Origin of the sequence: Inquilinus limosus DSM 16000, assembly GCF_000423185.1 — a bacterium.
GTDB lineage: Bacteria > Pseudomonadota > Alphaproteobacteria > DSM-16000 > Inquilinaceae > Inquilinus > Inquilinus limosus.
The window spans coordinates 172,570-197,365 of record NZ_KE383986.1; the positions used below are offsets into that span (position 1 = coordinate 172,570).

The 24,796-nt window shown below is 70.0% G+C and carries 21 protein-coding genes; 12 read left to right on the forward strand and 9 right to left on the reverse strand.

Going from position 1 to position 24,796, the window contains the following annotated elements:
* The 8 genes from G537_RS0132450 to G537_RS0132485 all read left to right on the forward strand — a co-directional run.
* The coding region (locus tag G537_RS0132450; protein ID WP_026873579.1) for a hypothetical protein at window positions 1-519 on the forward strand (519 nt) is incomplete at its 5' end.
* A 206-nt stretch (window positions 520-725) separates the two neighbouring features.
* Window positions 726-1,625 (forward strand): dihydrodipicolinate synthase family protein, encoded by a 900-nt coding sequence (locus tag G537_RS0132455; protein ID WP_026873580.1) that lies wholly within the window; start codon window positions 726-728, stop codon window positions 1,623-1,625.
* Window positions 1,622-2,287: a GntR family transcriptional regulator gene (locus tag G537_RS0132460; protein ID WP_034853778.1), complete on the forward strand. Its 666-nt coding sequence runs from the start codon at window positions 1,622-1,624 to the stop codon at window positions 2,285-2,287. The genes G537_RS0132455 and G537_RS0132460 overlap by 4 nt, the downstream gene beginning before the upstream one ends.
* A 48-nt stretch (window positions 2,288-2,335) precedes the next feature.
* Complete coding sequence (locus tag G537_RS0132465; protein WP_026873582.1) at window positions 2,336-3,667, forward strand: ABC transporter substrate-binding protein; 1,332 nt, start codon at window positions 2,336-2,338, stop codon at window positions 3,665-3,667.
* A 4-nt stretch (window positions 3,668-3,671) separates the two neighbouring features.
* The gene (locus G537_RS0132470; RefSeq protein ID WP_026873583.1) at window positions 3,672-4,604 is read left to right on the forward strand and encodes a carbohydrate ABC transporter permease; all 933 of its coding nucleotides are present in this window, start codon (window positions 3,672-3,674) and stop codon (window positions 4,602-4,604) included.
* A 14-nt stretch (window positions 4,605-4,618) separates the two neighbouring features.
* Window positions 4,619-5,449: a carbohydrate ABC transporter permease gene (locus G537_RS0132475; protein ID WP_026873584.1), complete on the forward strand. Its 831-nt coding sequence runs from the start codon at window positions 4,619-4,621 to the stop codon at window positions 5,447-5,449.
* Window positions 5,450-5,717: 268 nt separating this feature from the next.
* Window positions 5,718-6,002 carry a hypothetical protein gene (locus G537_RS0132480; RefSeq protein ID WP_155888879.1) on the forward strand — a complete coding sequence of 95 codons (285 nt, stop codon included), beginning with the start codon at window positions 5,718-5,720 and terminating at the stop codon, window positions 6,000-6,002.
* A 109-nt stretch (window positions 6,003-6,111) separates the two neighbouring features.
* On the forward strand, window positions 6,112-8,097 hold the full coding sequence (locus G537_RS0132485; RefSeq protein ID WP_026873586.1) for a hydantoinase/oxoprolinase family protein: 1,986 nt from the start codon (window positions 6,112-6,114) through the stop codon (window positions 8,095-8,097).
* Window positions 8,098-8,103: 6 nt separating this feature from the next.
* On the opposite strand, the gene G537_RS0132490 is transcribed toward G537_RS0132485, so the two are convergent.
* The gene (locus G537_RS0132490) at window positions 8,104-9,489 is read right to left on the reverse strand and encodes an NCS2 family permease (protein WP_051249418.1); all 1,386 of its coding nucleotides are present in this window, start codon (window positions 9,487-9,489) and stop codon (window positions 8,104-8,106) included.
* A 55-nt stretch (window positions 9,490-9,544) separates the two neighbouring features.
* Window positions 9,545-11,413, reverse strand: a complete 1,869-nt coding sequence (locus G537_RS0132495) for an adenine deaminase (RefSeq protein ID WP_026873588.1) — start codon at window positions 11,411-11,413, stop codon at window positions 9,545-9,547.
* A 388-nt stretch (window positions 11,414-11,801) separates the two neighbouring features.
* On the opposite strand from G537_RS0132495, the gene G537_RS0132500 reads away from it, so the two are divergent.
* On the forward strand, window positions 11,802-13,367 hold the full coding sequence (locus G537_RS0132500; protein ID WP_026873589.1) for an alkaline phosphatase PhoX: 1,566 nt from the start codon (window positions 11,802-11,804) through the stop codon (window positions 13,365-13,367).
* A gap of 167 nt (window positions 13,368-13,534) precedes the next feature.
* Here the strand turns inward: G537_RS0132500 and G537_RS0132505 are convergent, their stop codons facing one another.
* The 3 genes from G537_RS0132505 to G537_RS0132515 are packed head-to-tail and all read right to left on the reverse strand — an operon-like array spanning window position 13,535 to window position 15,552.
* Window positions 13,535-14,089 carry a GNAT family N-acetyltransferase gene (locus G537_RS0132505; RefSeq protein ID WP_026873590.1) on the reverse strand — a complete coding sequence of 185 codons (555 nt, stop codon included), beginning with the start codon at window positions 14,087-14,089 and terminating at the stop codon, window positions 13,535-13,537.
* 8 nt (window positions 14,090-14,097) lie between these two features.
* On the reverse strand, window positions 14,098-14,679 hold the full coding sequence (locus G537_RS0132510) for a helix-turn-helix domain-containing protein (RefSeq protein ID WP_034853780.1): 582 nt from the start codon (window positions 14,677-14,679) through the stop codon (window positions 14,098-14,100).
* A gap of 42 nt (window positions 14,680-14,721) precedes the next feature.
* Window positions 14,722-15,552 (reverse strand): hypothetical protein, encoded by an 831-nt coding sequence (locus G537_RS0132515; RefSeq protein ID WP_026873592.1) that lies wholly within the window; start codon window positions 15,550-15,552, stop codon window positions 14,722-14,724.
* 164 nt (window positions 15,553-15,716) lie between these two features.
* On the opposite strand from G537_RS0132515, the gene G537_RS41240 reads away from it, so the two are divergent.
* A complete protein-coding gene (locus G537_RS41240) occupies window positions 15,717-16,883 on the forward strand; it encodes a serine hydrolase domain-containing protein (protein WP_162146180.1) in 1,167 nt (388 codons plus the stop codon).
* Between the two features lie 13 nt (window positions 16,884-16,896).
* Here the strand turns inward: G537_RS41240 and G537_RS0132525 are convergent, their stop codons facing one another.
* Window positions 16,897-18,441 carry an FAD-dependent monooxygenase gene (locus G537_RS0132525; RefSeq protein WP_245579185.1) on the reverse strand — a complete coding sequence of 515 codons (1,545 nt, stop codon included), beginning with the start codon at window positions 18,439-18,441 and terminating at the stop codon, window positions 16,897-16,899.
* Between the two features lie 157 nt (window positions 18,442-18,598).
* On the opposite strand from G537_RS0132525, the gene G537_RS0132530 reads away from it, so the two are divergent.
* Entirely contained in the window at window positions 18,599-19,186 is a 588-nt protein-coding gene (locus tag G537_RS0132530) for a TetR/AcrR family transcriptional regulator (protein ID WP_211230589.1), read from the forward strand.
* A gap of 232 nt (window positions 19,187-19,418) precedes the next feature.
* Here the strand turns inward: G537_RS0132530 and G537_RS0132535 are convergent, their stop codons facing one another.
* A complete protein-coding gene (locus tag G537_RS0132535; protein WP_026873595.1) occupies window positions 19,419-20,927 on the reverse strand; it encodes a S10 family peptidase in 1,509 nt (502 codons plus the stop codon).
* Window positions 20,928-21,077: 150 nt separating this feature from the next.
* Here G537_RS0132535 and G537_RS41245 point away from each other — a divergent pair, with 150 nt between their 5' ends.
* Window positions 21,078-21,914 carry a L,D-transpeptidase gene (locus G537_RS41245; protein ID WP_064742252.1) on the forward strand — a complete coding sequence of 279 codons (837 nt, stop codon included), beginning with the start codon at window positions 21,078-21,080 and terminating at the stop codon, window positions 21,912-21,914.
* 4 nt (window positions 21,915-21,918) lie between these two features.
* Here the strand turns inward: G537_RS41245 and pseH are convergent, their stop codons facing one another.
* Both pseH and G537_RS0132550 read right to left on the reverse strand, forming a co-directional pair.
* Window positions 21,919-22,473 carry a UDP-4-amino-4,6-dideoxy-N-acetyl-beta-L-altrosamine N-acetyltransferase gene (gene pseH, locus G537_RS0132545; RefSeq protein ID WP_026873596.1) on the reverse strand — a complete coding sequence of 185 codons (555 nt, stop codon included), beginning with the start codon at window positions 22,471-22,473 and terminating at the stop codon, window positions 21,919-21,921.
* Between the two features lie 226 nt (window positions 22,474-22,699).
* Entirely contained in the window at window positions 22,700-24,736 is a 2,037-nt protein-coding gene (locus tag G537_RS0132550; protein ID WP_026873597.1) for an elongation factor G, read from the reverse strand.
* Window positions 24,737-24,796: the final 60 nt, after the last annotated feature.

Consider the following 24,796-nt stretch of genomic DNA (forward strand, 5'->3'; position numbering starts at 1 on the left):
CGCTCGATCCGGCTGTCGATCGCGATGGCCGAGCGGATCCGCGGCGACTACCTGCACCGCCGGGCCGAGGGCGAGGAGTCGGGGGCGCTGGAGCGCCGCCGCCGGCGGCGGGAGCAGGCGGCCAAGGCGGTGGTCGAGGCGGTCGCGGCCGCCGAGGCCGCGGACCTCGCCGCGGCCGGCGAGACCGTCGATCCCAAGGAGACCGAACGGCTGCGGGAGCAGGTGTGGGAGCGGCTGACCGAGGACGAGGTGCTGGACGTGCAGCTCGACACCCTGTCGGCTGCCGAATTCGTGCGCGAGGTCTGCCGCTGGCTCGGCCGCCGGCTGGACCCGTCGCGGCTGCCGCAGGGCTGGGACGACATCGCCAAGGCCAATGACAATGCCTCCGGCAGTCCGCCCGACGCGGACACGGACGTCACTGCGGTGAATGCCGACACCGGAGACGGCTCGCCTGAACAGCCGGACGAGTTCGACGACGTCCGTCCGCCACCCGTGCCTGCGAAGCTGGACAGCAGCTGAGCGCCGCTTCTGTGGCGCCCCCTCCCCTGGTCATGAGCCGGATTGTCCTGCCTTTCCCGCGTGGCGGAAGAGGTGATCTGCCCTGCTCCCTTCGATCTTTTGTTCGACATATTGACGCCTGCAAACAGGCACGCTACGACTGACATGTCAGATCGACATCACTGGCCGCGTGCTGAGCTCGCGCGGCCGAGGACAGGGAGTTGGACGTGTCCCAGCCAGGCGAGCGTTTCGGCCTTTCCGCGGCCCTGACCGTCCCCTTCCGGCCGGACGGCCATGTCGACTTCCCGCGCCTCGTCGCCCATGCGCGCTGGTGCCTGGCCCATGGCTGCCGCACCGTTACCGCCTTCGGCACCACCGGCGAGGGCGCCGCCTTCTCCCTGCCCGAGCGCGAGCAGGTGCTGGGCGCCTTCGCCGGCGCCGGCATCGAGGGTCGGCAGCTGGTCGGCGGCATCGCCGCCTCCTCGGCCGAGGAGGCCGTGGCGCAGGCGCGGCTGGCGCTCGATTTCGGGGCCGACGCGCTGCTGCTGCCGCCGCCCTTCTACTTCAAGGGGGTCGGCGACGACGGCCTGTTCGCCTGGTTCGCCCGGGTGTTCGAGCAGCTGGGCGCCGCCGCCCGCGACGTCATCCTCTACCACATCCCCAGCGTCACCCAGGTGCCGATCTCGGTCGACTTGGTCGGCCGGCTGCGCGCCGCCTTCCCGGAGGTGATCCGCGGAGTCAAGGATTCCTCCGGCGACTGGGACTACGCCCAGGCCCTGCTGGCGGCGCATCGCGACCTGGCCATCCTGATCGGCGACGAGCGCTGCCTCGCCGCCGCGGTCCGGCTCGGCGGCCAGGGCGCCATCTCCGGCATCGCCAACATCTACCCCGAGGCGATGCTGCCGATGGTGCGCGACGGGCGCGAGAACGACCTGATCCTCCGCCTGGTCGAGGCGCTGCTGGCCTATCCGGTGATCCCGGCGGTCAAGGCGCTGGTGGCGCATCGCAGCGGCGACCCCACCTGGCTGGCCACCCGCGCGCCGCTGCAGCCGCTGTCGCCGGCCCAGGCGAAGGACCTGGCCGCCGTGGCCGAGAGCCTGTTCACGGCCAGGGCGGCGGCCGGATGAGCATCAGCGACGAGCGCGAGCCGCTGAAGCTGCGCGAACGGGCCTATGACAGCTTCACGCAGCATCTTCTGGCCAACAACCTGCGCGCCGGGCAGTTCATCTCCCAGCGCGAGCTGGTGGCGCTGACCCAGATGCCGCTCGGCGCGATCCGCGAGCTGGTGCCGCGGCTGGAGGCCGAAGGGCTGATCAAGACCGTGCCGCAGCGGGGCATGCAGATCATGCACATCGATCTGACCATGATCCGCGATGCCTATCAGTTCCGGCTGTTCCTGGAGAAGGAGGCGACCGCCGCCTTCGCCCGCACGGTGACCGATGCGGGCCTCGCGGCGCTGCGGGCGCAGCACGAGGAGATCATCGCCCGGGTCGAGCGCGAGGGCGCGACGCAGCAAGTCATCGACGACGCCCAGGCCACCGATTGGGGTCTGCACGACACCATCATCGACGCGCTGGGCAACGAGATCATTTCCAAAACCTATCGCGTCAACTCGATCAAGATCCGGCTGATCCGCCGCGAGCTGACCGGCATCGCCGGGCTCGTGGTGCCGGTGATGCGCGAGCATCTCGGCATCATCGACGCGATCGCCACCCGCGACCCGGTCCGCGCCGCCGAGGCGATGACCGCGCACATCGCCAATGCCCGCAACCGTGCCCTCGGGCTATAGCGTCAACCAGCCGGCGCCGTCCGGCCCAACCAAGCAAGGGAGGACATCATGGGACCCTTCTCGAGACTGAGCCGCCGATCGCTGCTGGCCGGCACCGCCGCGGCCGCGGCTTCCGCCGCCCTGCCCCGCATCCGCCCGGCCTGGGCCGCGCCGGACTGGAAGAAGTACGAGGGCACCCATATCGAGGTGAACCTGGTCAAGAGCCCGCGCAGCGAGACCATCGCCCGGAACCTGAAGGAGTTCACCGAGCTGACCGGCATCGAGGTCGGGCTGGAGCAGACGCCGGAGCAGCAGCAGCGGCAGAAGGCGGTGGTCGAGTTCAACAGCGGCGCGCCGAGCTTCGACGTCATCCATCTCAGCTACCATGTGCAGAAGCGGATGTTCGAGAAGGGCGGCTGGCTGGCCGATCTGCGGCCGTTCCTGGCCGACCCTTCCCTCGCAGACCCGGCCGTGAGCCTGAACGACTTCTCCAGCGCCGGCCTGGCCTTCGCCACCGGGCCGGACGGCGCGATCGGCAGCCTGCCGCTCAGCGTCGACTACTGGATCGTCTACTGGAACAAGGAGCTGTTCGACGCCAAGGGGCTGAAGTACCCGACGAGCTTCGAGGAGCTGGTCGCCGCCGCCGAGGCGCTGACCGATCCGGCCGCCGGCACCTACGGCTTCGTCGCCCGCGGCATGAAGAACGCCAATGTCCCGGTCTGGACCTCCTTCATGCTCGGCAACGGCGTCGCCCCGGTCGGCGACGACCGCAGCCTGGCCACCACCTCCGAAGGAGCGGTCGAGGCGGCGAAGCTGTACCAGCGCCTGCTGACCAAGGCGGCCCCTCCCGGCGTCGCCGGCTTCAACTGGAACGAATGCCAGTCGGCCTTCCTGCAGGGCAAGATCGGCATGTGGCTGGACGGCGTCGGCTTCGCCAAGCCGCTGGAGGACCCGAAGCTGTCGCGCGTGGTCGGCAAGGTCGGCTACGGCGTCATGCCGAAGGGCCCGAAGGCCCAGGCCGCCGCCACCTTCGGCGACGGCATCGGCGTCGCCGCGGCCAGCGAGAACAAAGAGGCCGCCTTCCTGTTCTGCCAATGGGCGGTGTCGCGCACGGTGCAGGCCGACCTGCTGCAGAGCGGCTCGGGCGTGCCGTTCCGCAACTCGATCCTCGAGGATGCCGAGGTGCGCAAGGGCGTGACCCTGCCGGCCGAGTGGATCGACGCCGTCACCGGCTCGGCCAAGGTCAGCAAGCTCGGCCTGCCGGTGATCGTGCCGGTCACCGAGTTCCGCGACATCTTCGGCATCGCCCTGACCAACGTCCTCGGCGGAGCCGACCCGGCGGCGGAGCTGGCCAAGGCGACCGAGCAGTTCAAGCCGATCCTGGACAAGAGCGAGGCCTGATCAGATGACGGCCGCGGACGCCGGGGTGGGACGGAGACAACGGGTGCGGGCGCGGCGGCCGAATACCGTCGCGCCGACCCTGCGCACCTACCTGCCCTTCATCCTGCCGGCGGTGCTGGTGGTCGGGGCGGTGATCGTCTTCCCCTGGGCCTTCACCGGCTGGGTCAGCCTGCATGACTGGCAGGCCACCGGCGCCGGCGGCTTCATCGGCCTCGACAACTACGCGCGGCTGTTCGCCGACGCCCGCTTCGGCGAGGCGGTGTGGCACACCCTGGTCTACACCGTCCTCTCCGTGCTGCTGCCGCTGGTCCTAGGACTGGCGGCGGCGCTGGTGTTCAACGAGCGCTTCCCGCTGCGCGGCCTGGCCCGCGGCATCGTGATCATGCCGATGATGGCGACCCCGGTCGCCATCGCCCTGGTCTGGACCATGATGTTCCACCCGCAGCTCGGCGTGCTGAACTACCTGCTCAGCCTCGTCGGGCTGCCCCCCTCGCTCTGGGTGTTCGACCAGGCGACGGTGATCCCGTCGCTGGTGCTGGTCGAGACCTGGCAGTGGACGCCGCTGGTCATGCTGATCGTGCTGGGCGGCCTGTCCGCCCTGCCGGCCGAGCCGTATGAGAGCGCCCAGATCGACGGCGCCACCTGGCTGCAGCAGTTCCGCTACCTGACCCTGCCGATGATCTCGCCCTTCCTGATGGTGGCGGTGATCATCCGCTCGATCGACGCGCTGAAGAGCTTCGACATCATCTACGCCATCACCCAGGGCGGCCCGGGCACGGCGTCGGAGACGATCAACATCTATCTCTACACCCAGGCCTTCAGCTTCTACGACATCGGCTACGGCTCTGCGATCGCCGTGGTCTTCTTCGTCATCGTCGTCGCCATGTCCCTGGCGCTGCTGTGGCTGCGCCAGCGCGCCAAGCTCGCGGCCACGTGAGGAGGCCCCAGACCATGTCCCGCCCCCTCATCAAGGCTTTGCGCCGCGCCGGCCTGTACTTCGCCGTGCTGGTGATCGTCTCGCCGGCGCTGCTGTTCTTCCTGTGGATGCTGTCGCTGTCGCTGAAGCCGGAGGTCGACAACATCAGCTATCCGCCGGTCCTGATCCCGACCACCCTGGCCTGGAGCAACTACGCCCAGGTCTTCGCCGAGAACTCCTTCGGCCGCTACTTCATCAACAGCCTGATCGTCACCGGAGCCGCCACGCTGCTCGGCCTCGTGATCGGCGCGCCGGCCGCCTACGGCATCGCCCGGGCCAAGGCGACCAAGATGGCCGTGGTGGTGATGATCGCGCGGATGACGCCGGGCCTCAGCTACCTGATCCCGCTGTTCCTGATGTTCCGCTGGCTCGGCCTCATGGGCACGCTGTGGCCGCAGATCATCACCCATCTGGTGATCACCCTGCCGATCGTGATCTGGGTCCTGATCTCCTATTTCGAGGCCCTGCCGATCGAGCTGGAGGAGGCCGGGCGGATCGACGGCGCCAACCGCTGGCAGGTGTTCCGGCACGTCGTGCTGCCGCTGACCCGGCCGGGCATCACCGTGGCCCTGCTGCTGTCCTTCATCTTCTCCTGGAACAACTTCGTCTTCGGCATCGTGCTGGCCGGGCGCACCACCCGCACCCTGCCGGTCGCGGTCTACAACTCCCTCACCTTCGAGCAGGTGAGTTGGGGCCCGCTCTCGGCCGCGGCGCTGGTGGTGGTCCTGCCGGTGCTGGTGCTGACCGTGATCGCCCAGAAGCAGATCGTCGCCGGCCTGACCTCCGGCGCGGTGAAGGGCGGCTGAGCCGCCGCCCTTCCATCGGACCGCATCCCCAAACCGGCCAGCGATCCTACCCAAATGGATCATTGCAAATTAGATAAAATGCTGTAATTTGTAGGTATATAGTCAAAGCATACGAGCCGCATAGGATCGGGGGTCCGTCATGCCCTTCACGCAATTCGACAGCTCCGGCATTTCCCCGTCGAGGGCGCCTGAGTCCATCCAGGCACCGCCGATCGGCCGTCAGGACGAAATCCGGTCCCTGCGCGAGAACGCCGCCAGGATCCTCAGCATGTTGCGGAGGGTCCGCGAAACCTGGTCCGACGATGACGTGCCGCCGCCGCAGGAGCGGTGGGTGCTGGACCAGATCCTGTGGTGCCTGGTGGCCAGCCAGAATCCGCCGTCGGGGGACGAGTACGACCGGATCGCGGCCGCCGGACAGGTGCTCTCGCTGCTGGTCGAGATGCCGGGCGCCGCCTTCGAGCCCGATGAATGGGACGACGCCGACTACGACCTGGTGGATTTCGACGCCGATCTCGACGAGGCGGAATTCCTGGTGACCGGCAACGCCTGGTAAGACCGTCAGCGCCGGCCGCTGACGGGCCTGTCCCTGTCGCATGCCGAAAAGCTTTGGCGCGCGTGAGGTCTTGTCCTAATCGGAGACCAGACTTTCGGCGCGACCCATCTTGTCCCTCTCCCTCGGCATCGACACCGGCGGCACCTTCACCGATGCGGTCCTGTTCGACCCGGACCGCGGTGTCGTCGCCACCGCCAAGCGGCTGACCACCAAGCACGACTTGGCGCTGGGCATCGGCGCCGCCATCGACGCGGTGCTGGACCAGCATCCGGCCGAGATCGGCTTCGTCGGCCTGTCCACCACCCTCGCCACCAACGCGGTGGTCGAGGGCCAGGGCAACCCCGCCTGCCTGATCCTGATCGGCTATCCCGAGGCGGCGCTGGACCGCGCCGGGCTGCGCGCGGCGATCGGCGGCGACCCGGTGGTGGCCGTGGCCGGCGGCCATCGGCCAACCGGCGAGGAGCAGGCTCCGCTCGACATCGAGGCCGCCCGCGCCGCGATCCTGCGCCACGCCCCGTCCGTCACCGCCTTCGCCGTGGCCGGCTATTTCGCCGTGCGCAACCCGGCGCATGAGCAGGCGGTGCGCGACCTGGTGCGGGACCTGATCGGCAAGCCGGTGACCTGCGGCCATGAGCTGACCTCCGGCCTGGATGCCCCGCGGCGGGCGCTGACCGCCCTGCTCAATGCCCGGCTGATCCCGCTGACGGACGCGCTGATCCGGGCGGTGCGCGGCCGGCTGGACGCCCGCGGCATCGCGGCGCCGCTGATGGTGGTGAAGGGCGACGGGTCGCTGATCGCCGACCGCTTCGCCCTGGCCCGGCCGGTCGAGACCGTGCTGTCCGGCCCCGCCGCCAGCGTCGTCGGCGCCCGCTGGCTGACCGGCCGCGAGGACTGCTTCGTCTCGGACATCGGCGGCACCACCACCGACATCGCCGTGCTGAAGGACGGCCGCCCGCTGCTCAACCGCGAGGGCGCCCAGGTCGGTGGCTGGCGCACCATGGTCGAGGCGGTGGAGATCCGCACCTTCGGCCTCGGCGGCGACAGCGAGGTGCGGATCGAGCCGGGACTCGGCCTCGCCGTCGGGCCGCGCCGGTCGGTGCCGCTGAGCCTCTTGGCGCATCAGCATCCGGAGATGCTGGCGGCGCTGCGGCGCCAGGCCGAGCGCGCCGAAGGCACCAGCCTGGACGGCCGCTTCGCCCTGCGCCTGCGCGCGCTCGATACCGAAGCCGACACCCTGTCGCCGCAGGAGAGGCGGATCTGGGACGCGCTGGCCGACGGACCGCAGCCGCTGGAGGCGGTGCTGACCAGCCATCTGCTCGACCGGCCGCTGGAGCGGCTGGTGGCGCGCGGACTCGTTATCCTGTCCGGCTTCACCCCGACCGACGCCGCCCATGTGCTGGGGCTTCACGGCGGCTGGTCGCGCGAGGCGGCGCTGCTGGGCGCGCAGCTCTGGACCCGCCGCCCGGCCGAGCCGGGCTGGACCCCGCCCGCCGATGCCGAGGCTTTCGCCCGGTCGGTGCTGGAGCGGCTGACCGCCGACAGCGCGCTCGCGCTGGTCGAGGCGGCGCTGGCCCGCGACGGCGTCGCCGACCCGGCGCGGGAGGCGCGCAGCCTGCTGCCCCGCCGGGCGGTGGCGGGCGACGCCCCGGCCTCCCTGCTGCGCCCGGCCCTGACCCTCGGCCTGCCGCTGGTCGGCATCGGCGCCTCGGCCGCGACCTACTACCCGGAGATCGCCCGGCGCCTCGGCACCGAGAGCGTGGTGCCGCAGCACGCCGGCGTCACCAACGCGATCGGCGCGGTGGCCAGCGGCGTGCTGCAGCGCGCCACCGTCACCATCACCGCGCCGGAGGAGGGCCGCTTCCGCGTCCACGCCCCGGGCGGCGTCCGCACCTTCGGCAGCCTGGAGGAAGCCGCCGCCCATGCCGAGGCCGAGGCGCGCAGCCGGGCCGAGGCTCTGGCGCGTGAGGCCGGCGGCCAGGAGGTGGCGGTCATCGTCACCCGCGCCGACCGGGTGGTGACGATGGCCGGCGGCCTCGAGATGTTCGTCGAGAGCACCGTCACCGCCACCGCCGCCGGGCGGCCTCGGATGGGGTGAGCCGGCCTACATCAGCCGGCTGGTCACCACAAAGTACAGCACGAAGATCACCCCCAGCCCCCACACCACCGTCGTGACGCCGGCGCGGCGGCCCAGCGCCAGGCACAGCAGGATGTAGGCGAAGGTGCCGATCGCCATGCCGTTGATCAGGTTGTTGCTGAGCACCGTGACCAGCAGCATCAGCACCACCGGCACGGCGTTGGCGAGGTCCGCGATGTCGATCCGCGCCAGCCCCTGCAGCATGAAGATGCCGACCACGACCAGCGCCGGCGCCGTGGCCTGGGGCGGGATGATGACGAAGACCGGCCAGATGAACAGCGCCAGGACGAAGCCGACCGCGACCACCACCGAGGTCAGCCCGGTGCGGCCGCCGGCCTGGACGCCGGCGACGGATTCGATGAAAGCGGTGACCACCGAGGTGCCGAGGATCGGCCCGACAATGGTCGCGGTCGCGTCTGTCGAGAAGGCGGCGGTGGCGTTCGGGATCGACCCGTCCGGCTTGCGCAGATTGGCCGCGCCGGTCACGCCGATCAGCGTCGCCAGCGTGCTGAAGAACTCGCCGCACAGGAAGTAGAACAGCAGCGGCAGCGCCACCAGGAAATGCGAGATCAGATAGCTGAAGTCGAGCGCCAGGAAGGTGCTCTCCGGCCATTTCGGCAGGGCGAAGACCGCGGCCGGCAGCGTCGTCACCATGGTGCCGTCGTCCTTCAGCGGCACGAAGATGCCGATCACGGTGAGGACGGCGATCGACAGGATCAGCGCCCCCGGCACGCCGCGGGCGACAAGGACCGGCGTGACCAGGATGCCGGCCAGGGTCAGCAGCACCGGCGGGCTGGCCAGCGACCCCATCGCCACATAGGTGTTCGGGTTGGCGACGATGAAGCCGGCGCCGCGCAGGCCGATGAACACGATCAGCGTGCCGACCGCCGCCTGGATGCCGATCTTCAGCGCGTCCGGCACCTCCTTCGCCACCTTCTCGCGCAGCCGCGACAGGCTGAGGCCCAAGAAGATCACGCCGGTGACGGCCACCATGGCCAGCGCCCCCTGCCAGGGGATGCCCATCTGCTTCACCATGACGTAGGCGAAGACGATGTTGGACCCCATGGCCGGCGCCACCGCCAGCGGCAGGTTGGCGGTCAGCCCCATCATCAGGCTGCCGAAGATCGCGGCCAGGGCGGTGGCGATCACCAGGTCGCCGCGGTCCATGCCGGCGGCGGACATGATCGCCGGGTTGACGGCGACGATATAGGCCATCGCCGCGAAGGTGGTGATGCCGGCGATCACCTCCTGCGGCACCGAGCTGCCGCGCTCGTGCAGCCTGAAGCGGCGGTCGAGCCAGCCCCCCGCGCCCCCCTCCTTAGACGACGCCCGCGACATGTTGGAAACGGTCATGAGCCCCCCTCGCCCGGGTCTGCGCCGGGTCGGTTCGATCGGAACGGCGCTTCCCCTACCAGACGACGGGGTGGGTCTCCCCGCTCTGCACGTTGACGAAGCCCTGCGGCGCCTGCTCGCAGGGCGCCACCAGCACCCAGCGCCAGGGCGCGCAGGTCAGGGTGGCGAAGATCAGCCGCTCCGGGAAACCCGGGAACCAGCGCGGATGGAAGGTCGGCTCGTACATCCAGTCGATGCCCTCGGCCGCGGCGTAGAGCGCCTGCATCTCGGCGTCGAGTTCCTCCGGCGGCCGGCAGCTCATCAGCCCGCCGATCTCGTAGCGCACCGTGGCCAGGACGCTGCCGTCGCGCACCAGGGCCCAGCCGCCCTGCAGCTCGGTCAGCGTGTTGACCGCCAGCGCCATGGCCGCGTCGGAGGAGCCGACGGCCCAGATGTTGTGCTTGTCATGCGCGACCGAGCAGGCAAGGGCCGTCTCCGCCGTGCGCGGGCCGCAGCCGAGCCAGAACATCTTCGCCACTCGCCCGTCGCCGGAGAAGCGGTCGACGATCGCGAACTTCGTGATGTTGCGGTCCGGGTCGCGCTGCACCGCGCCGTCGCGCACCGGCAGCTCGGCGGTGATGAAGCCGTCGGCCCAGTGGAAGGGGCGCAGCAGCGCCGCCTGCATGGTGTCGCGGCCCGGCGCGGCCGGCAGGGCGAAATCCTTCGCCGTCAGTGGCCGCTTGATGTTCACCGTCTGCCGTGCCCAGGCCGGCCAGTCGATCGCCGGCACCGGGCCGGTGTAGCGCTTGCCCTCCGACACCGGCTGGCCGTCGGACCACACCTCGGCGATCTCCAGGCTGGCCACATCCGAAAGCAGCACCACATCGGCGTAGCGCCCCGGCGCCAGGCTGCCGACCCAGGGCGTCAGCCGCATGTGCCGCGCCGGGTTCAGGGTGACGCACTGGATCGCGATCTCCGGCGCCAGCCCGTACCGGATCGCCAGCCGGGCATTGTGGTCGGTGGCGCCGAGCCTGAAGGTGTCGGAGACGCTGCGGTCGTCGGTGGTGAAGGCGACCTGCGACCAGTCGGCCAGGCCCTTCTCGATCAGCCAGGGAATCACCTCCGGCATCGAATAGGGCCGCAGCTCGACGAAGATGCCGTGGGCCAGCTTCTCCCACACCTCCTCCGGCGTCCACGCCTCGTGATCGGAGGCGAGGCCGGCGGCGGCGAAGGCGCTGATCGCGGCGGTGTCGCGCAGACCGGCGCCATGGCCTTCGACCACGCCGCGCTGCTCGAAGGTGGCTCGGATCATGCCCCAGAGCCGCGGATAGGACGGGTTCTCCGGGTTCCAGACCGCCGGCCAGTCCATCACCTCGTCGAGGCCCGCGACCATCAGGCTGTCCTTCAGGAAGCCCTTCTGCTCGTCATAGCCGTACCAGCCGCCGCCCCATTCATAGGCCGTCGGCGGCACCGCCGAGCCGGGCAGTGGGAAGATCTTCAAGGGCGAGCCGCGGCGCCGCGCCTCCAGCCAGAAGGCCAGGTTGTTCGGGCCGTCGACATTGGAGAATTCGTGGCTGGCCTCGCAGGTCCAGGTGTTGCCGCGCGGCAGCACCAGCGCCGCCTCCCATTCCGGCGTCAGATGCGTGCTCTCGATGTGCTTGTGCACCTCGCCGAAGCCCGGCACGGCCGCGAGATCCGGCTTCTCCACCCGCCGCGCCGCGGTGCCCGGGAAGGTCCCGGCCGGCCCGGTCCAGGCGATGCGCCGGCCCTTGATCGCGATCTCCTGGTCCTCGCGCCAGCTCCTGGTATGGACCTCGAGCAACTTTCCGACCCGCAGCAGCGCGTCGGCCGGGCGCTTGCCCAGCGCCGTCAGCACCAGGTCCTGGCGAATCGCCACCTCGTCCTCGGCGCCGATCAGCAGGTCGTCGGGCAAGGAGGTCGCCATGGCCGGTCTCCGAAGTGGGTATGTCCGACCTTTACGCCTTCCTAGGAATGCCCGCCAGTCCCTTTTCCGCGGGGTTGCAGATGACAGTCCGAGAGGTCGGCACCGCCCCAATGGATGGCCGCCCCTTCGCTCTCGCGACTCAAGACCAACTCGAAATCAGGGACGGAAAAACTTATCCGAAAACCAAATCACAATAAAAAAGAAACAAATTTGAAACACAATTCTGATCTTGATTCTATTGTCCTATAAAATCGAGTCACCTTAACAAAAGTTTATCTGATCTCGGATATAGCTCGCCTGGTCAGTGATTCCCTTGACTTGAGGCAGCCGTCTTCGCCGCAGGCGTTCGCAGGGCTCAGGTCGACGGGCAGCCAGCAGGAGATCCACCATGTCCATCCCCACCTCCCGACGCCTCGTCCTTCAGGGCGGCGGCGCCGCCCTGGCCCTGGGCGCGATCGGCAGCCTGGGCGCGCTGTCGCAGCGCCAGGCCCAGGCCGCCGCCACCGGCGAGAACTGGACCGCCCCGGTCCGCAGCCCCTACGGCCCCCTCGCCCCGGTTGCCGACGAGAGCACCGGCCTGCCGCTGCTGCTGCTGCCGCCGGGCTTCCGCTACAGCTCCTTCTCCTGGACCGGCGACCGGCTGGCCGACGGCCAGCCGGTGCCGCGGGCGCATGACGGCATGGCGGTGATGCACGGCAAGGGCGGCCGCTGGTTCGACTTCGGCCTCGGCCATGGTCACGGGCATGGCCGCGGCAACGAGCTGGTCCTGATCCGCAACCACGAGGTCGGCACCGCCGCCACGCAGATCACCGCGCCGGGCACCTACGACACCGGCACGATCGGCACCGACGGCCTGCGCGCCGGCGGCGGCACCACCACGCTGCGCTTCCGCAACGGGCGCTGGATGTCGGCGGAGGCCAGCCTGGCCGGCACCCTGACCAACTGCGCCGGCGGCCGCACGCCCTGGGGCACCTGGCTGAGCTGCGAGGAGGTCAAGACCAACGCCAAGTCGAGCGCCGGCCACCGCCACGGCTATGTGTTCGAGGTGCATCCGGAGGCCGAACGCACCACCGGCCGCCCGCTGGTGGCGATGGGCCGCTTCAGCCACGAGGCGGTGGCCGTCGACCCCCGCACCGGCATCATCTATCTGACCGAGGACGACCGCAACAAGTCGGGCCTCTACCGCTTCATCCCCAATGACCGCTCGGGCCGGCACGGCGCGCTGGAGGATGGCGGCCGGCTGCAGGCGGCCCGCGTCCGCCGCAAGCCCAATGCCGATCTGGTGGTCGCCCATGTCGGCGACGAGTACCAGCTGGAGTGGATCGACATCGAGCAGCCGGATATGGACGCGGTCCCCGCCCCGATCGGCTTCCCGGACATCGGCGCCGGCGACACGCTGAGCGGCCCCTTCGCCCAGAGCTGGGCCGAGGGCGGGCTGCGGATGAGCCGCGGCGAGGGCATCTTCTACGCCGACGGCCGCATGTTCATCGTCGACACCAGCACGGGCAAGGAGCCGAGCGGCCGTCTCGGCCGCGGCTACGGCGCCGTCTGGGTGCTGGACCTGTTCACCCAGCGGCTGCGGGCGCTGTTCGTCAGCGACAGCCAGATCGCGGCGCACAACCCGGATAACGTCACGGTCAGCCCGCGCGGCGGCGTGGTGCTGTGCGAGGACCCGGACGCGGCGCCGGCCGGCAGCCCGGACAACTACGGCCCGGGCACCCGGCTGGTCGCGCTGACCCGGACCGGCGCGCCCTTCTACCTCCTGAAGAACAATGTCGAGCTGACGGCCGGCCAGATCGCCGACGCCGGCAAGACCATCGCCGAGGGCGACTACCGCACCAGCGAGTTCGCCGGCGCCTGCTGGAGCCCGGAGGGCCGGACCCTGTTCGTCAACATCCAGACCCCGGGCATCACCTTCGCCATCACCGGGCCGTGGGAACGCGGGCCGCTCTGATCGGTCGCGGCAGCGGTCGGGCTCGCATCACGCGCGGGCCCGACCCTATCTCCCCGTCATGGCGAGCCCCGAAGGGGCGCGGCCATCCAGGGCCGCTCGCACCGGCCCTGGATGGCCGCGCCGGCTTCGCCGGCTCGCCACGACGGTGACGGAGCGTCAAACCACGATCAGACGTCGCTAGCCTCCAGCTGCTTCAGCATGTAGCTGGTGTCCTCCAGCACGCCGGCCGGCGAACAGGCATGGCCGGGGACAATGCCGAACAGGCGGAACCCCAGGCTCTCATACAGCTTCTCGCCGTTGTCGCCGCGCCGCGTGTCGAGCAGCAGCAGGGTGCGGCCGTGCCGGCGGGCCAGATCCTCGGCCGCCAGCATCAGCATGCGGGCGATGCCGCGCCGACGCGCCGCCGGATGCACCAGCAGCTTGGCGATCTCGGCCCGGTGAATGCCGTTGGCCGGCATCCCGAGCACGAGCTGCACGGTGCCGACCGTGCGGCCGTCCAGCCGCGCGACGATCAGGCGCCGGGCGCCGCTGCGGAAGGCCGGCTCCAGCCCCCGCCAGAAATCCCGCGCCGCTCCGACCGTGAAGGGCAGCACGAAGCCGACGCTGGCGCCGTCCAGCACGCAGCCATGCAGCACCTCGGCCAAGTCGTCGAGATGCCGATCGAGATCGTCGGGCTCGACCTCCGTCAGGGTGACTGGAGACGGGACGGCGGTGTCTGGCATGGCGGCGCTCACGGCTTGCACAGGGCGATGACGTAATGGGCCGGCTGCGGGCCGGGGCAATGGAATCGGGTCGGGCCGAACAGGCGGTAGCGCAGGCAGTCGCCCGGGCCGAGCCGGTGGACGACGTCGTCGACCAGCAGCTCCAGCACCCCGTCCAACATCCAGACATGCTGCTCGATGCCGTGGATCGGCGGCGTGTCGTAGGCTACGACGGCGCCGGCCGGCAGCACGCCCTCGACCAGCTCGCCGCGGAAGCCGGCGGCGGGCGGCGACACGCTGCGACGGCGGAAGCCGCTTTCGGGATCGGTCCAGACCGGCTGCTCGGCCCGGCGCAGCAGCTGCGGCGGGTCGGTCTCGACCTCGGCGATCAGGCCGGACATGGTGCGGCCATAGGCGGTGCAGAGCCGGCCGAGCAGCGAGGCGGTCGGGCTGGTCTCGCCGCGCTCCAGCCGCGACAGCGTCGCCCGGCTGATGCCGCTGCGCTCGGCCAGGGCGTCGAGCGACCACCCCTGCTCTGCCCGCAGCGCCGCCAGCCGGGCGGCGAGTCGGGCGTCCACCGGCTCCAGTTCGTTGATCAGTTCGCTTCTCATGATCGAGAAATTATCCCGATCATGAGATGAAACGCAAGCGGCTTACGGCACCGGCGGCGGCGCGAAGCGCGGGTCCTGCGGCGCATCGGCCGGGAACGGCCGGGGCGTGGCGGCGACGACCTCATGGGCCGGGTCATCCAGGGTGAACAGTGCGACGCCGATGACGCCGATGTTGCGCGGATCGCCCTGCGGCGTGTTGGCGGCATAAGCCTCGCCCGGCGCGGAGAAGCGGAAGGCCGCGACCATGTCCTCGCTGCGGCGGAAGCCCTCGATCAGCAGCATGTCGCCGGGACGCACCACGTAGCCGCGATGGGCGATGCTGCCGGCCCGGCCGTTCAGCACGTCGAGCCCGTCCACCGTCGCCACGATCTCGACCGTCTGCCGGCCCCGGTTGCTGAAGGCCAGCCGGTAGAGGTCGCCGGCCCGACCCTCGAGGCGAAGGTCGCCGCCGCTCGTTGGCGTTAGCTGCATCGACCTGCCCCGCGCGCCGAGCACGGAGACTTCGACAGTGCCGTTCGCGACGGGAAGCTCATGAACGGTGTGGACCGGCCCCGTCGCGGCGCTGCGGCGGCCGTCGTAGCGGATCGTCAACCGGCCGTCCGGCCGGTCCGGCCGGAAGCGCGCAAGGCTGACGAAGCGGATCGGCGACCGAATGTCCTCGCCCCAGCGCGTACCGAGCCTTTCCTGCTCCGCCAGGTCCTGCCGGGCGGATTCGATCAGCCGAGACCCGGCCTGAGCGGCGGCCCGGGACGGGGCGTATCCCGGCAGCGTCTGCTGCCGTACCATTGCCTCCTGCACCGCCGGCCGCGACGGCACGCAGGCGGCCAGGGCCAGCAGCAGCCCGGCCGCCAGGAGCTTCGACAGAACGCGCATGATCTCCTCCCCCGAGGCATCCAGCGCGGCATCATCCCTCCCGCTCTGCGGCGAAGCCGTGACCGGGCGGAGGTGAATCGAAGGCTGAGCAATCCCGGTACAATGGCGGCCCGGCGTCCCTGCTACGGATCGGAGACGACCCTTCGCCCGAGACGGAGATGATCATGCCGCTGCGCCGCGCCCTGCCGCTTCTCGCCGCCCTCGCCTCCCCCGGTATTGCTTCGGCGGCGGATACGCTGTCCGAATGCCGCGCGCCGGCGGTGCTGGACGACGGCTGGGCGGTCGCCGCCCCGGCCGGCGAGGGCTTCGAGCCGGCACTGCTCTGCGCCCTCGGCCCAGCGCTCACGGCCTGGACCGAGGGCAATGCCCATGCCGTGCTGGTCGCACGGCACGGAAGGCTGGTCTATGAGCGGTACTTCGCCGGCGAGGACCAGATCTGGGGCCGGCCGCTGGGCCGCATCCCGCACGATGCCGGGACCAAGCACGACCTGCGCTCGATCACCAAGAGCGTCACCGCACTGCTGGTCGGCATCGCCGTCGACACCGGCTGGATCAAGGACATCGACGCGCCGGCGCTGTCGTTGCTGCCGCAATATGCCGATCTGCGCTCGCCGGAGACCGACCGCATCACCCTGCGCCACCTGCTGACCATGTCGAGCGGGCTGGCGTGGAACGAGGAGCTGCCCTACAGCGACCCGCGCAACAGCGAGCGGCTGATGTCGGACGCGCCGGACCCGTACCGCTACGTGCTGGAGCAGCCCTTCGCCGCGGCGCCGGGCGAGCGCTTCACCTATAGCGGCGGGGCGACGGCGCTGCTGTCGGCGGTGCTGAAGCAGGTCTCCGGCCGGCCGCTGGACGTGCTGGCGCGGGAGGTGCTGTTCGCGCCGCTCGGCATCGCCGACGCCGAATGGGTGCGCTACCCGAACGGCGACCCGATCGCAGCCTCCGGCCTGCGGCTGCGGCCGCGCGACATCGCCAGGATCGGGCAGCTGGTGCTCGACCGCGGCGCCTGGCAGGGCAAGCAGATCGTCTCCGCGGCATGGATCGAGCAGGCGACCGCGCCGCAGATCACGGTCGAGGATCAGGTCGATTACGGTTTCCAGTGGTGGCTCGGCCGGTCTCTGGTCGACGGCCGGGAAGTCCGTTGGGCCGCTGGCCTGGGCTGGGGCGGCCAGCGGCTGTTCCTGGTGCCGTCCGCGGAGGTGCTGGTGGTGATCACCGCCGGCCTCTACGACCGGCCCGACCTGCAGGACCAGCTCGCCCGGATGGTGCTGGAACGTCACGTGTTGCCGGCGGTGATGGGCCCGGATGGCAGCGGCCCGAAACACTGATCAGCCCGCGTGCTCACAATGCAGATGCCGCTTCAGGTTCGCCGAACCATCGTGACGCGGCCTGAGCCGCTTCCTCAAGGCCCAAGACGGACTCATCCGCCCAGGCGACGAAGCCGTCGGGACGCACCAGGACGGCGCTCAAGCCTAGCCTGTCCTTGGCGTCACTGGCGACGTATGCGACCCGGCCACCCCAGCGGCCGGCAAGCACCTCACGCGGTGCATGGGCGTCGAAGTCTAGGAAAAGACCTCTTCCCTTTCTGAGGAGTTCTCCGAGCCTCGTCCCGTCGACCAATTCGAAGTCGGGAGCGCTGCGGCCCACCAGCGGATGGCTGCCGCCGAGATCGTATCGGAGGGAAACGCCCCACACGCGCTCGGCGAAGTATGTCGCGCCGTCGCGCGTGTCGATGAGATCACGGATGATGGCCTCGAGCGCGCGCGAGCTCCGGCTCGGCCGCATGAGGGCGACCTGGGCGCGCGACCAGTCCAGAACCCGCGCCCCCACCGGATGCCGCTCCGTCACATAGCTGTCGAGCAGACCAGCCGGCGCCTCGCCACGGATCGTGGAAGCCAGCTTCCAACCAAGGTTCATGGCGTCGCCAAGCCCGAGGTTGAGCCCCAGGCCGCCCAGGGGGGAATGGATGTGCGCGGCGTCCCCGGCGAGCAGCACCCGCCCCTTGCGGTAAGCGGTTGCCTGGTAGGCGCGATCCGTCCAGGTTGTGGCGAGGCGAAGGGCCGTCACGATGACATCCGTGTCGGAGACGCGGCGCAACACCGCCTGCACATGCTCGAGCGTGATCGGTTGGGTTCGATGGAATGCGCCCCCGTCGAACTCGACCATCGCGATCGTCCCGGGCCGGGCGTAGGTATACATGCCCGTCGACGTGTAATGGCGGCCCGGGCGGAGCCTGTCCGGATCGGCCATCTCCACCTCGACGGAATAGCCGGTGAACTCGGGATCGGTGCCGACGAACTCGAAGCCGCCGGCCTTACGAACCGTGCTGCGGCCGCCGTCACAACCGACGAGCCAGCGTCCGCGAAACATCCCCCCGCCAGCGCGAATGGTCACGTCTTCGTCCGACTGATCGACGTCCTCCACGCCGAGGCCGCGCCTGATCTCGACGCCCAACGCGCGTGCGCGGACGGCCAGGACGGACTCGATCTGTTCCATATCGACCGCCATGCCGGCGCTGGCCGGGCTTGGCAGGCGATACGGCCATTTCGAGGGGTCGACTTTGTCGTGGTAGAACTGGATGCCGGCGAAATGGCCACCTGGCCGGCGCGCCTGTTGCATCCAATGCGCGGCAGCCGGAGCATTGTCGCTGCCCGGGCCGTCTTTCGCGCGCTGCTCCGCCACGATGTCGTCCAGCAATCCGCGACGGTAAAAGGCTTCGATCGTCGGCACCGAAAGGCCGCGCATGCCGAACGGAAGGCGCTTCAATGGCGAGCGCGGATCTTCGGCTTGCTCCAGCACTAGCACCGAGAGGCCCGCGAGGCGCAGCTCACAGGAGAGGAACAGGCCGACGGGGCCCGCTCCGGCAATCACGACATCATAGGTCACACCAAAATTCCTCAACCGAGCGCCACGTCGGCGAAGGTACCGATCTTCCGCGCCGGCATCGTCGGCATAGCATGATTTTTATACTCAGTATAATTTTTCTCGTGGTATAAATATCGACATGCCAAACCGGCCCGGACTCCGAGACCGCAAGAAGGAGATGACGCGTCAAGCGATCTCCGACGTTGCAACGCGCCTGTTCATCGAACGAGGCTTCGACAAGGTGTCCGTTGCCGATATCGCGCACGAAGCGAACGTCGCCAGGAAGACCGTGTTCAACTACTTCCCCCGAAAGGAGGATCTGGTCTTCGATCGCGAGGAGGAAGTGCGGGCCTTGGTGCGTGAAGCGCTCGCCGGTCGCGGCCGGCAGTCGCCGGTCGCCGCGTTCCAGATGTTGGTGCGCAGGCTGGCGGAGAGCCGACACCCTCTGTTCAGGATTTCCGAGCGCCCCGTCCAGTTCTGGCGCACCGTCGCGGAGAGTCCGGCGCTCACGGCGCGCGCACGCGAGCTCCAAGTGACGCTTGCCGATGATCTCGCAGGAATGCTGTCCGACGCGGTGGGCAGGCCACACTCCGATCCGGGTGCGCGCCTCGCGGCGGCCATGCTGATGGCGACGCTGGTGGTCGCTTACAGCGAGGCGCTTCGCACCTTTCGTGAGAACCGGGAGCCCGGAACAGCCTTCGTGAGCGTGATGGAACGCGGTTTCGCCGGCGTCGACGCTGCGCTCGTCGGGACACCTTACGTCTGACTTCGACGAATCCTCGGCGGACTCCCGACCGTCATTGCGGGAGGCGAAGCCGACGAAGCAGTCCAGGGCCGGTGCGAGCGGCCCTGGATTGCGTCGCTGCGCTCGCAATGACGGCGTTGGAAATTCTGAAAAGCCCGCTTGCGGGATAGGCAATCGGAGAGCGCCCGGGTGACGTGCGAATGCCATCGCCCCTCGCGGGAACGATGCAGGGCCTCCGCGCGGCCGCGCGGAGTCAGGGCGATGCCTGCGAGCGGTAGAAGGCGGCCGCGTCTTCGGTGAAGGCGGCGCGGGTGGAGTCGTCGAAATAGAACATGTGCCCGCCCTTGTAGAGCCGGAGCGCCACGCGCCCCGAACCTCCCGAGGGCGGCAGATGGTCGATCACGTAGCGGCTGACCGAATAGGGCGTGACGATGTCGCTGCGGCCATGGGCCACCAGCACGTCGAGATCGGCGTTGAGCGCCAGCAGCTCGCGCAGATCCCGCTCGATGCTGGCCTGGGCGATGCCGCCGCGGGCTTCCCACTTCCATTCCCCGGCGATCCTGCGGTCGAGCAGGTTGAAGGTCAGCGCGGTCCGGAAGCCGAGCGCATCGCGCGCATAGCCGACGAACAGCCCGCCGAGGGCCTGGGTGTAGCCGTCGAGCACCGGGTCGGGACCGTCGCCCGGAGCTTCGGGGAACGGGTCGGGCGCGAGGAAGGCGGCGTCGTAGGGGCTGACGATCCCCATCCCGTCCTCGCCGGCCTGTTCGAGCGTGGTCTTGCCGATGAAGCCGCGCGAGCGGGCCACCGCTTCGGGCGGCAGCCCGGCGATCGCGGCCACCCGGGCGTGGAAGGCCTCGGCCGCGTCGCCGTCCGGCGGCCGCCCGGCCAGGGTCGTGAGATAGTCGGTCAGGGCGAAGCGCTCGGCCGCGGCCAGCGCTTCGGGCGTGAAGGCGTTGCGGCGGTCGAGCTCGGCCGCCGCGAGCGAGGGCAGCCGCAGCGCGGCGACGAGCGCGAGCCGGTCGGCCCCGAATTGCAGCCGGCCTTCCATGAAGGGCGAGACCATGACGATGCCGTCGACCAGGACGCCCTGCTCGCGCTGCAGGGTGCGGGCCACCTTCACGCTGCGGAAACCGCCATAGCTTTCGCCGAGGAGGAATGTCGGCGACCCGCTGCGCCGGTTCTGCGCCAGATAGACGGCGATGACCTTGGCGAGCGACTGGGCGTCGGCGCGCTCGCCCCAGAAGTCCTCAGCCTTGTCGGGCTCGGCGGCACGGCTCCATCCGGCCCCGACCGGATCGACGAAGACGAGATCGGTGAAGGCCAGCCAGGTGTCGGGATTGTCGCGCAGGCGCGCCTTGGCGGGCGCCCGCGCGAAGCCGGACGACACCGCCTGCGGCCCCGCCAGGCCGAGTTGCAGATAGGCCGAGGCCGCGCCCGGCCCGCCGTTGAACGCGAAGGTCACCGGGCGGCTCTCGGCGGCGGCGCCGTCCAGAACATAGGCGGTGTAGAAGACCGCGGCCGAACGCTCGCCGTTCCGGTCGAACAGCGGGATGGTTCCGGCGGTGGCGGTGTAGGCCAGCGTCCGGCCGTCCACCGTCAGCGTGTGCCGGGTGACCGAATCCTCCGGCAGCAGCGCCAGAACGCGGCCGGAGGGGACCGAGCGGCCGGCGTCGCCTTCCGTCTGCTGGGCCGGGGCCGCGACGGCCAGCGACAGGACGAGCAGCCCGGCGAGGAAGGATCGGAGCGGGATCCGGCGCAGCATGGTCACCCGTCGGGCTGAACTTTCAGCTCACTTTATCACCGCAAATACCCCACTGAAATTCCATGCAATTCATGTTATAAATACATGATCAAGCGGAACAAGGATAATCGGACACCTATTGTTCTCTGCCATTGCGACTGTGCAGATCCCATGTCCGCACGTTTCCTGCTTGCCGCCCTGTCGCTCCTGATCTGGGGATGCGATCGGGCACTGCCCCCGAGTTCAGCGCTGCCCGGAACGGCGCCCATCGGCACGCCGGTCGATGTCGGCGCCGAGGTCGCCCGGCTGCGGGCGGCGCTGGCGCGGGACGTGCCCGGCCGGATCACGGACGCGCCGGACAGCGAGCGGCGATGGGCGGCCCTGGCGCAGGCCGAGATCAAGGCCGAAGGCCACGCCATCCGCCGGCCGCAGCTGGTGGTGGTGGTCGACCGGAACCCCGCCGTTCAGGAGATGCGCATCCTGGTAGCCCAGCCCTCCGGCGGCTGGCTGAGCCTCGGCGGCGCGAAGGTCTCGACCGGGCAGGAGGGCCGGAACGGCTATTTCATCACCCCGACCGGCGTGTTCCCGCACACCGACGAGATCCTCGACTGGCGCGCCGAAGGCACCTTCAACGCGAACGGCATCCGCGGCCTCGGCCTCGAGGGCATGCGGGTGTGGGATTTCGGCTGGCAGACCGCCGAGCGGGGCTGGGAGGCGGAAGGCCGGGAATCGACCATCCGGCTGCTGCTCCACGCCACCGATCCGGACACGCTGGAGCAGCGCCTAGGCCAGCCGGCCTCGAAGGGATGCATCCGCGTCCCGGGACCGATGAACGTCTTCCTGGACCGCAACGGCGTCCTCGACATCGACTACGAGTCGGCCGCGAAGATCGACCCCCGCTATGACGCCGTGCTGCGCCCCGACCGCACGCCGACGCCGCTCGCGGGAAACATGCTGGTGATCGTGGATTCCGCTGAGGCCTCCGCGGCCACAGCCCAGGTTCAGTGACGGCCTATTCGGTCTGCACCCCGCGCTCGCGCAGCATCGCGACCAGAGCGTCGCGCTGCACCAGGTATTCGTCGCGCAGCAGGCCCAGCACATGGGCGTCGAGGAACTGGCCCTGCTTGCGCACATGCTGACGCAGCAGCCCCTCCTCCTGGAAGCCGAAGCGCTTGTGCATCCGCACCACGCCGGGATTGCTGGCCAGCACCTCGCAGCACAGCTTGTTCAGCTTCAGCTCGAGGAAGACGTGGTCCAGCACCTTGAGCTCGACCCAGCTGCCGATGCCCTTGCCGCGCAGTTCCCCGGCGCCGAGATAGAAGGCCCAGGAGCACTTGCTGTTCTGCTGGTCGATGTCGACCAGGTTGGCGAGGCCGATGGGCTCGCCGTCGTCCTGGATGATCCAGTAGATCCGGCGCGGATCGGCCATGGCGCGGGCGAACCAGGCGTCGTGCTCGTCCCGTGTGATGACATGGTCGGTGTACTGGTGGACCGCGACATGCGGCAGGTTCCGCCAGGTGAACAGCCGGTCGGAATCCTCCGCGTCCACCCGCCTCAGGCTCAGCATTCCCGCGCTCCCCCGGATTCTCGCGATGCGTGTGCTGTCATAGGCCGGCCCGCGCGCCGCTGCCAAGAGCCGAGCCCGCCGGCCTTCCGCGTCGCCACCGCCAACACCGTCATTGCGAGCGCAGCGAAGCAATCCAGGGCCGCTTGCTCCGGCTCCTGGATTGCTTCGTCGGCTTCGCCTCCTCGCAGTGACGGAATGGCGGCGGAGGCGGCGCGCTGCTCCGGCCCTAAGCCGCCAAAGCGCGCCGGCGTTCCTCCACCACCTGCTCGGCGATGCGGCCCATCAGCTCCTGCAGATGGTCGAAGCGGGCGGTGAAGCTGCCGACGCCGAGCGTGGCCGAGCGCAGCTCGACCGCCAGGCCGTGCATCTCCGCCTCCGGCATCTGGCATTCGATCAGGTCCCAGCCGGTCCAGCCCTCGCGCGCGGTCATGCCGAGGATCTGGCCGCGCCGGCTGGAGACGATGGCATGGACCTTGGCGGTGTATTCCGCCGGCACCGCGATGGTGACCGCCTGGATCGGCTCCAGCAGCACCGGGTCGCAATTCGCCAGCCCTTCGGCCATCGCCATCTGTGCCACGGTGCGGAAGGCCTGGTCGGAGCTGTCGACCGAATGGTGCTGGCCATCGGTCAGGGCCACGGCGACGTCGACCACCGGGAAGCCCAGCGGGCCGCGGTTCAGGGCCTCGCGCGCCCCCGCCTCCACCGCCGGGATGTAATTCTTCGGCACGGCGCCGCCGACCACCTTGTTCTCGAACAGGAAGCCCTCGCCGCGGGGCAGCGGCCGGATCTCGACATGGATGTCGGCGAACTGGCCGTGGCCGCCGGTCTGGCGCTTGAAGCGGGAATGCTGCTTGGTCGGCCGCCGGATCGTCTCGCGATAGGCGGTGCGGGTCGGCACCGTGGTCACCGCGACGTTGAACCGGCTCTTCAGCCGCTCGACCGCGATCTGCAGCTGGATATCGCCCTGCCCGGCCAGGGTCAGCTCGCCGGTGGCCTCGACATGCTGCACCGACAGGCCCGTGTCCTCCTCGCAGATCTTGGCGAGCGAGGTGGTCAGCTTGACGTCGTCCTTGCGGTCCGACAGGGCCAGGGCGACGGCATGCACCGGTTCCGCCGGCTTCGGCCAGTTCCAGGTCGCCTCGGCGGTGCCGTCGGCGCGCAGGGTATGGCCGGTGGCGAGGTCGTCGAGCCGGGCGATGCCGACGATCTCGCCCGGCCCGGCCTCGGCCAGCTTCTGGCTCTCGCCGCCCTTCAGCCGATAGACGCCGGAGATGCGGCGGCTGCCGAGATTGCTGTTGTCGGCCAGCCGGCCGCTCCAGATCCGCGCCAGGCTGAGCTTGCCGGTGTGCGGCTGATGCTGGGTCTTGAACACGGTCGCGGCGAAGCCGCCATTGGCGTCATAGCCCAGCCGCATCGCCGCCGCCTCATGCGACGGCGTCTCGTGGCGCAGCGCCTTCCACAGCCGGGTGACGCCGTTGCCGTGCTCGGCCGAGCCGAAGAACACCGGCACGATCAGATCCTGCTGCAGGTCGCGGGTGAGCTGGGCATAGATCTCCTGCGGCGCCGGGATCTTGTCCTCCAGCAGCTGCTCCAACAGGGCGTCGTCGAAATCGGCCAGGGATTCGAGCAGGGTCTGGCGCGCCTCCTCCTGGCGCGGCCTGATGTCGCCGGGCGCCTCGATCAGGTCGGAGGACTGGTTCTCTCGCCATTTGTAGGCACGGCCGCTGACCAGGTCGACATAGCCGGAGACGCTGTCGGCCTCGCGGATCGGGACTTCGCGGAGCAGCAAGGGCCGGGACGAGACCTGCTGCAGGGCGGCCAGCAGGTCGCGCATGCGGATGCCGGACCGGTCCATCTTGTTGATGAACAGGATGTGCGGGATCTCGTGTTCGTCGAGGAAGCGCAGCAGCGGCGCCAGGATCACGGCGCGGTCCGGGTCGGCCTCGGCCACCACCACGGCGATGTCGGCGACCATCAACGCGGCCAGGGCGTCCTGCGCCAGCTCGACCGAGCCGGAGCAGTCGATCAGGGTCCAGTCCTCGTCGAGATAGCGGCAGGAGGCGATGTTCGGCTCGATCGTCATCTGCCGGGCGCGGGATTCGGGCGAGGCGTCGCCCACCGTGTTGCCCTGGGCCACGCTGCCCTTGCGCGGGATCGCGCCGGCGCTGTGCAGCAGCGCCTCCAGCAGCGTGGTCTTGCCGCTCGAATACGGCCCGACCAGGGCCGCGCTTCTGTATCTGGGGGCAGGGCGTTCCTGCGGCATGCGCATCCTCCCTTCTGCACGGGCCCGCCGTGCCGACCGGGCGCATTGCCCGATCACGCG

Coding starts and splice junctions, on each gene's coding strand:
- G537_RS0132475 (WP_026873584.1), top strand. CDS start 4,619: ATGTCCCGCCCCCTCATCAAGGCTTTGCGCCGCGCCGGCCTGTACTTC.
- G537_RS0132505 (WP_026873590.1), bottom strand. CDS start 14,089: ATGCCAGACACCGCCGTCCCGTCTCCAGTCACCCTGACGGAGGTCGAG.
- G537_RS0132530 (WP_211230589.1), top strand. CDS start 18,599: ATGACGCGTCAAGCGATCTCCGACGTTGCAACGCGCCTGTTCATCGAA.
- G537_RS0132470 (WP_026873583.1), top strand. CDS start 3,672: ATGACGGCCGCGGACGCCGGGGTGGGACGGAGACAACGGGTGCGGGCG.
- G537_RS0132550 (WP_026873597.1), bottom strand. CDS start 24,736: ATGCCGCAGGAACGCCCTGCCCCCAGATACAGAAGCGCGGCCCTGGTC.
- G537_RS41240 (WP_162146180.1), top strand. CDS start 15,717: ATGCCGCTGCGCCGCGCCCTGCCGCTTCTCGCCGCCCTCGCCTCCCCC.
- G537_RS0132495 (WP_026873588.1), bottom strand. CDS start 11,413: ATGGCGACCTCCTTGCCCGACGACCTGCTGATCGGCGCCGAGGACGAG.
- G537_RS0132515 (WP_026873592.1), bottom strand. CDS start 15,552: ATGCGCGTTCTGTCGAAGCTCCTGGCGGCCGGGCTGCTGCTGGCCCTG.
- G537_RS0132490 (WP_051249418.1), bottom strand. CDS start 9,489: ATGACCGTTTCCAACATGTCGCGGGCGTCGTCTAAGGAGGGGGGCGCG.
- G537_RS0132460 (WP_034853778.1), top strand. CDS start 1,622: ATGAGCATCAGCGACGAGCGCGAGCCGCTGAAGCTGCGCGAACGGGCC.
- G537_RS0132465 (WP_026873582.1), top strand. CDS start 2,336: ATGGGACCCTTCTCGAGACTGAGCCGCCGATCGCTGCTGGCCGGCACC.
- G537_RS41245 (WP_064742252.1), top strand. CDS start 21,078: ATGTCCGCACGTTTCCTGCTTGCCGCCCTGTCGCTCCTGATCTGGGGA.
- G537_RS0132510 (WP_034853780.1), bottom strand. CDS start 14,679: ATGAGAAGCGAACTGATCAACGAACTGGAGCCGGTGGACGCCCGACTC.
- G537_RS0132500 (WP_026873589.1), top strand. CDS start 11,802: ATGTCCATCCCCACCTCCCGACGCCTCGTCCTTCAGGGCGGCGGCGCC.
- pseH (WP_026873596.1), bottom strand. CDS start 22,473: ATGCTGAGCCTGAGGCGGGTGGACGCGGAGGATTCCGACCGGCTGTTC.
- G537_RS0132535 (WP_026873595.1), bottom strand. CDS start 20,927: ATGCTGCGCCGGATCCCGCTCCGATCCTTCCTCGCCGGGCTGCTCGTC.
- G537_RS0132480 (WP_155888879.1), top strand. CDS start 5,718: ATGTTGCGGAGGGTCCGCGAAACCTGGTCCGACGATGACGTGCCGCCG.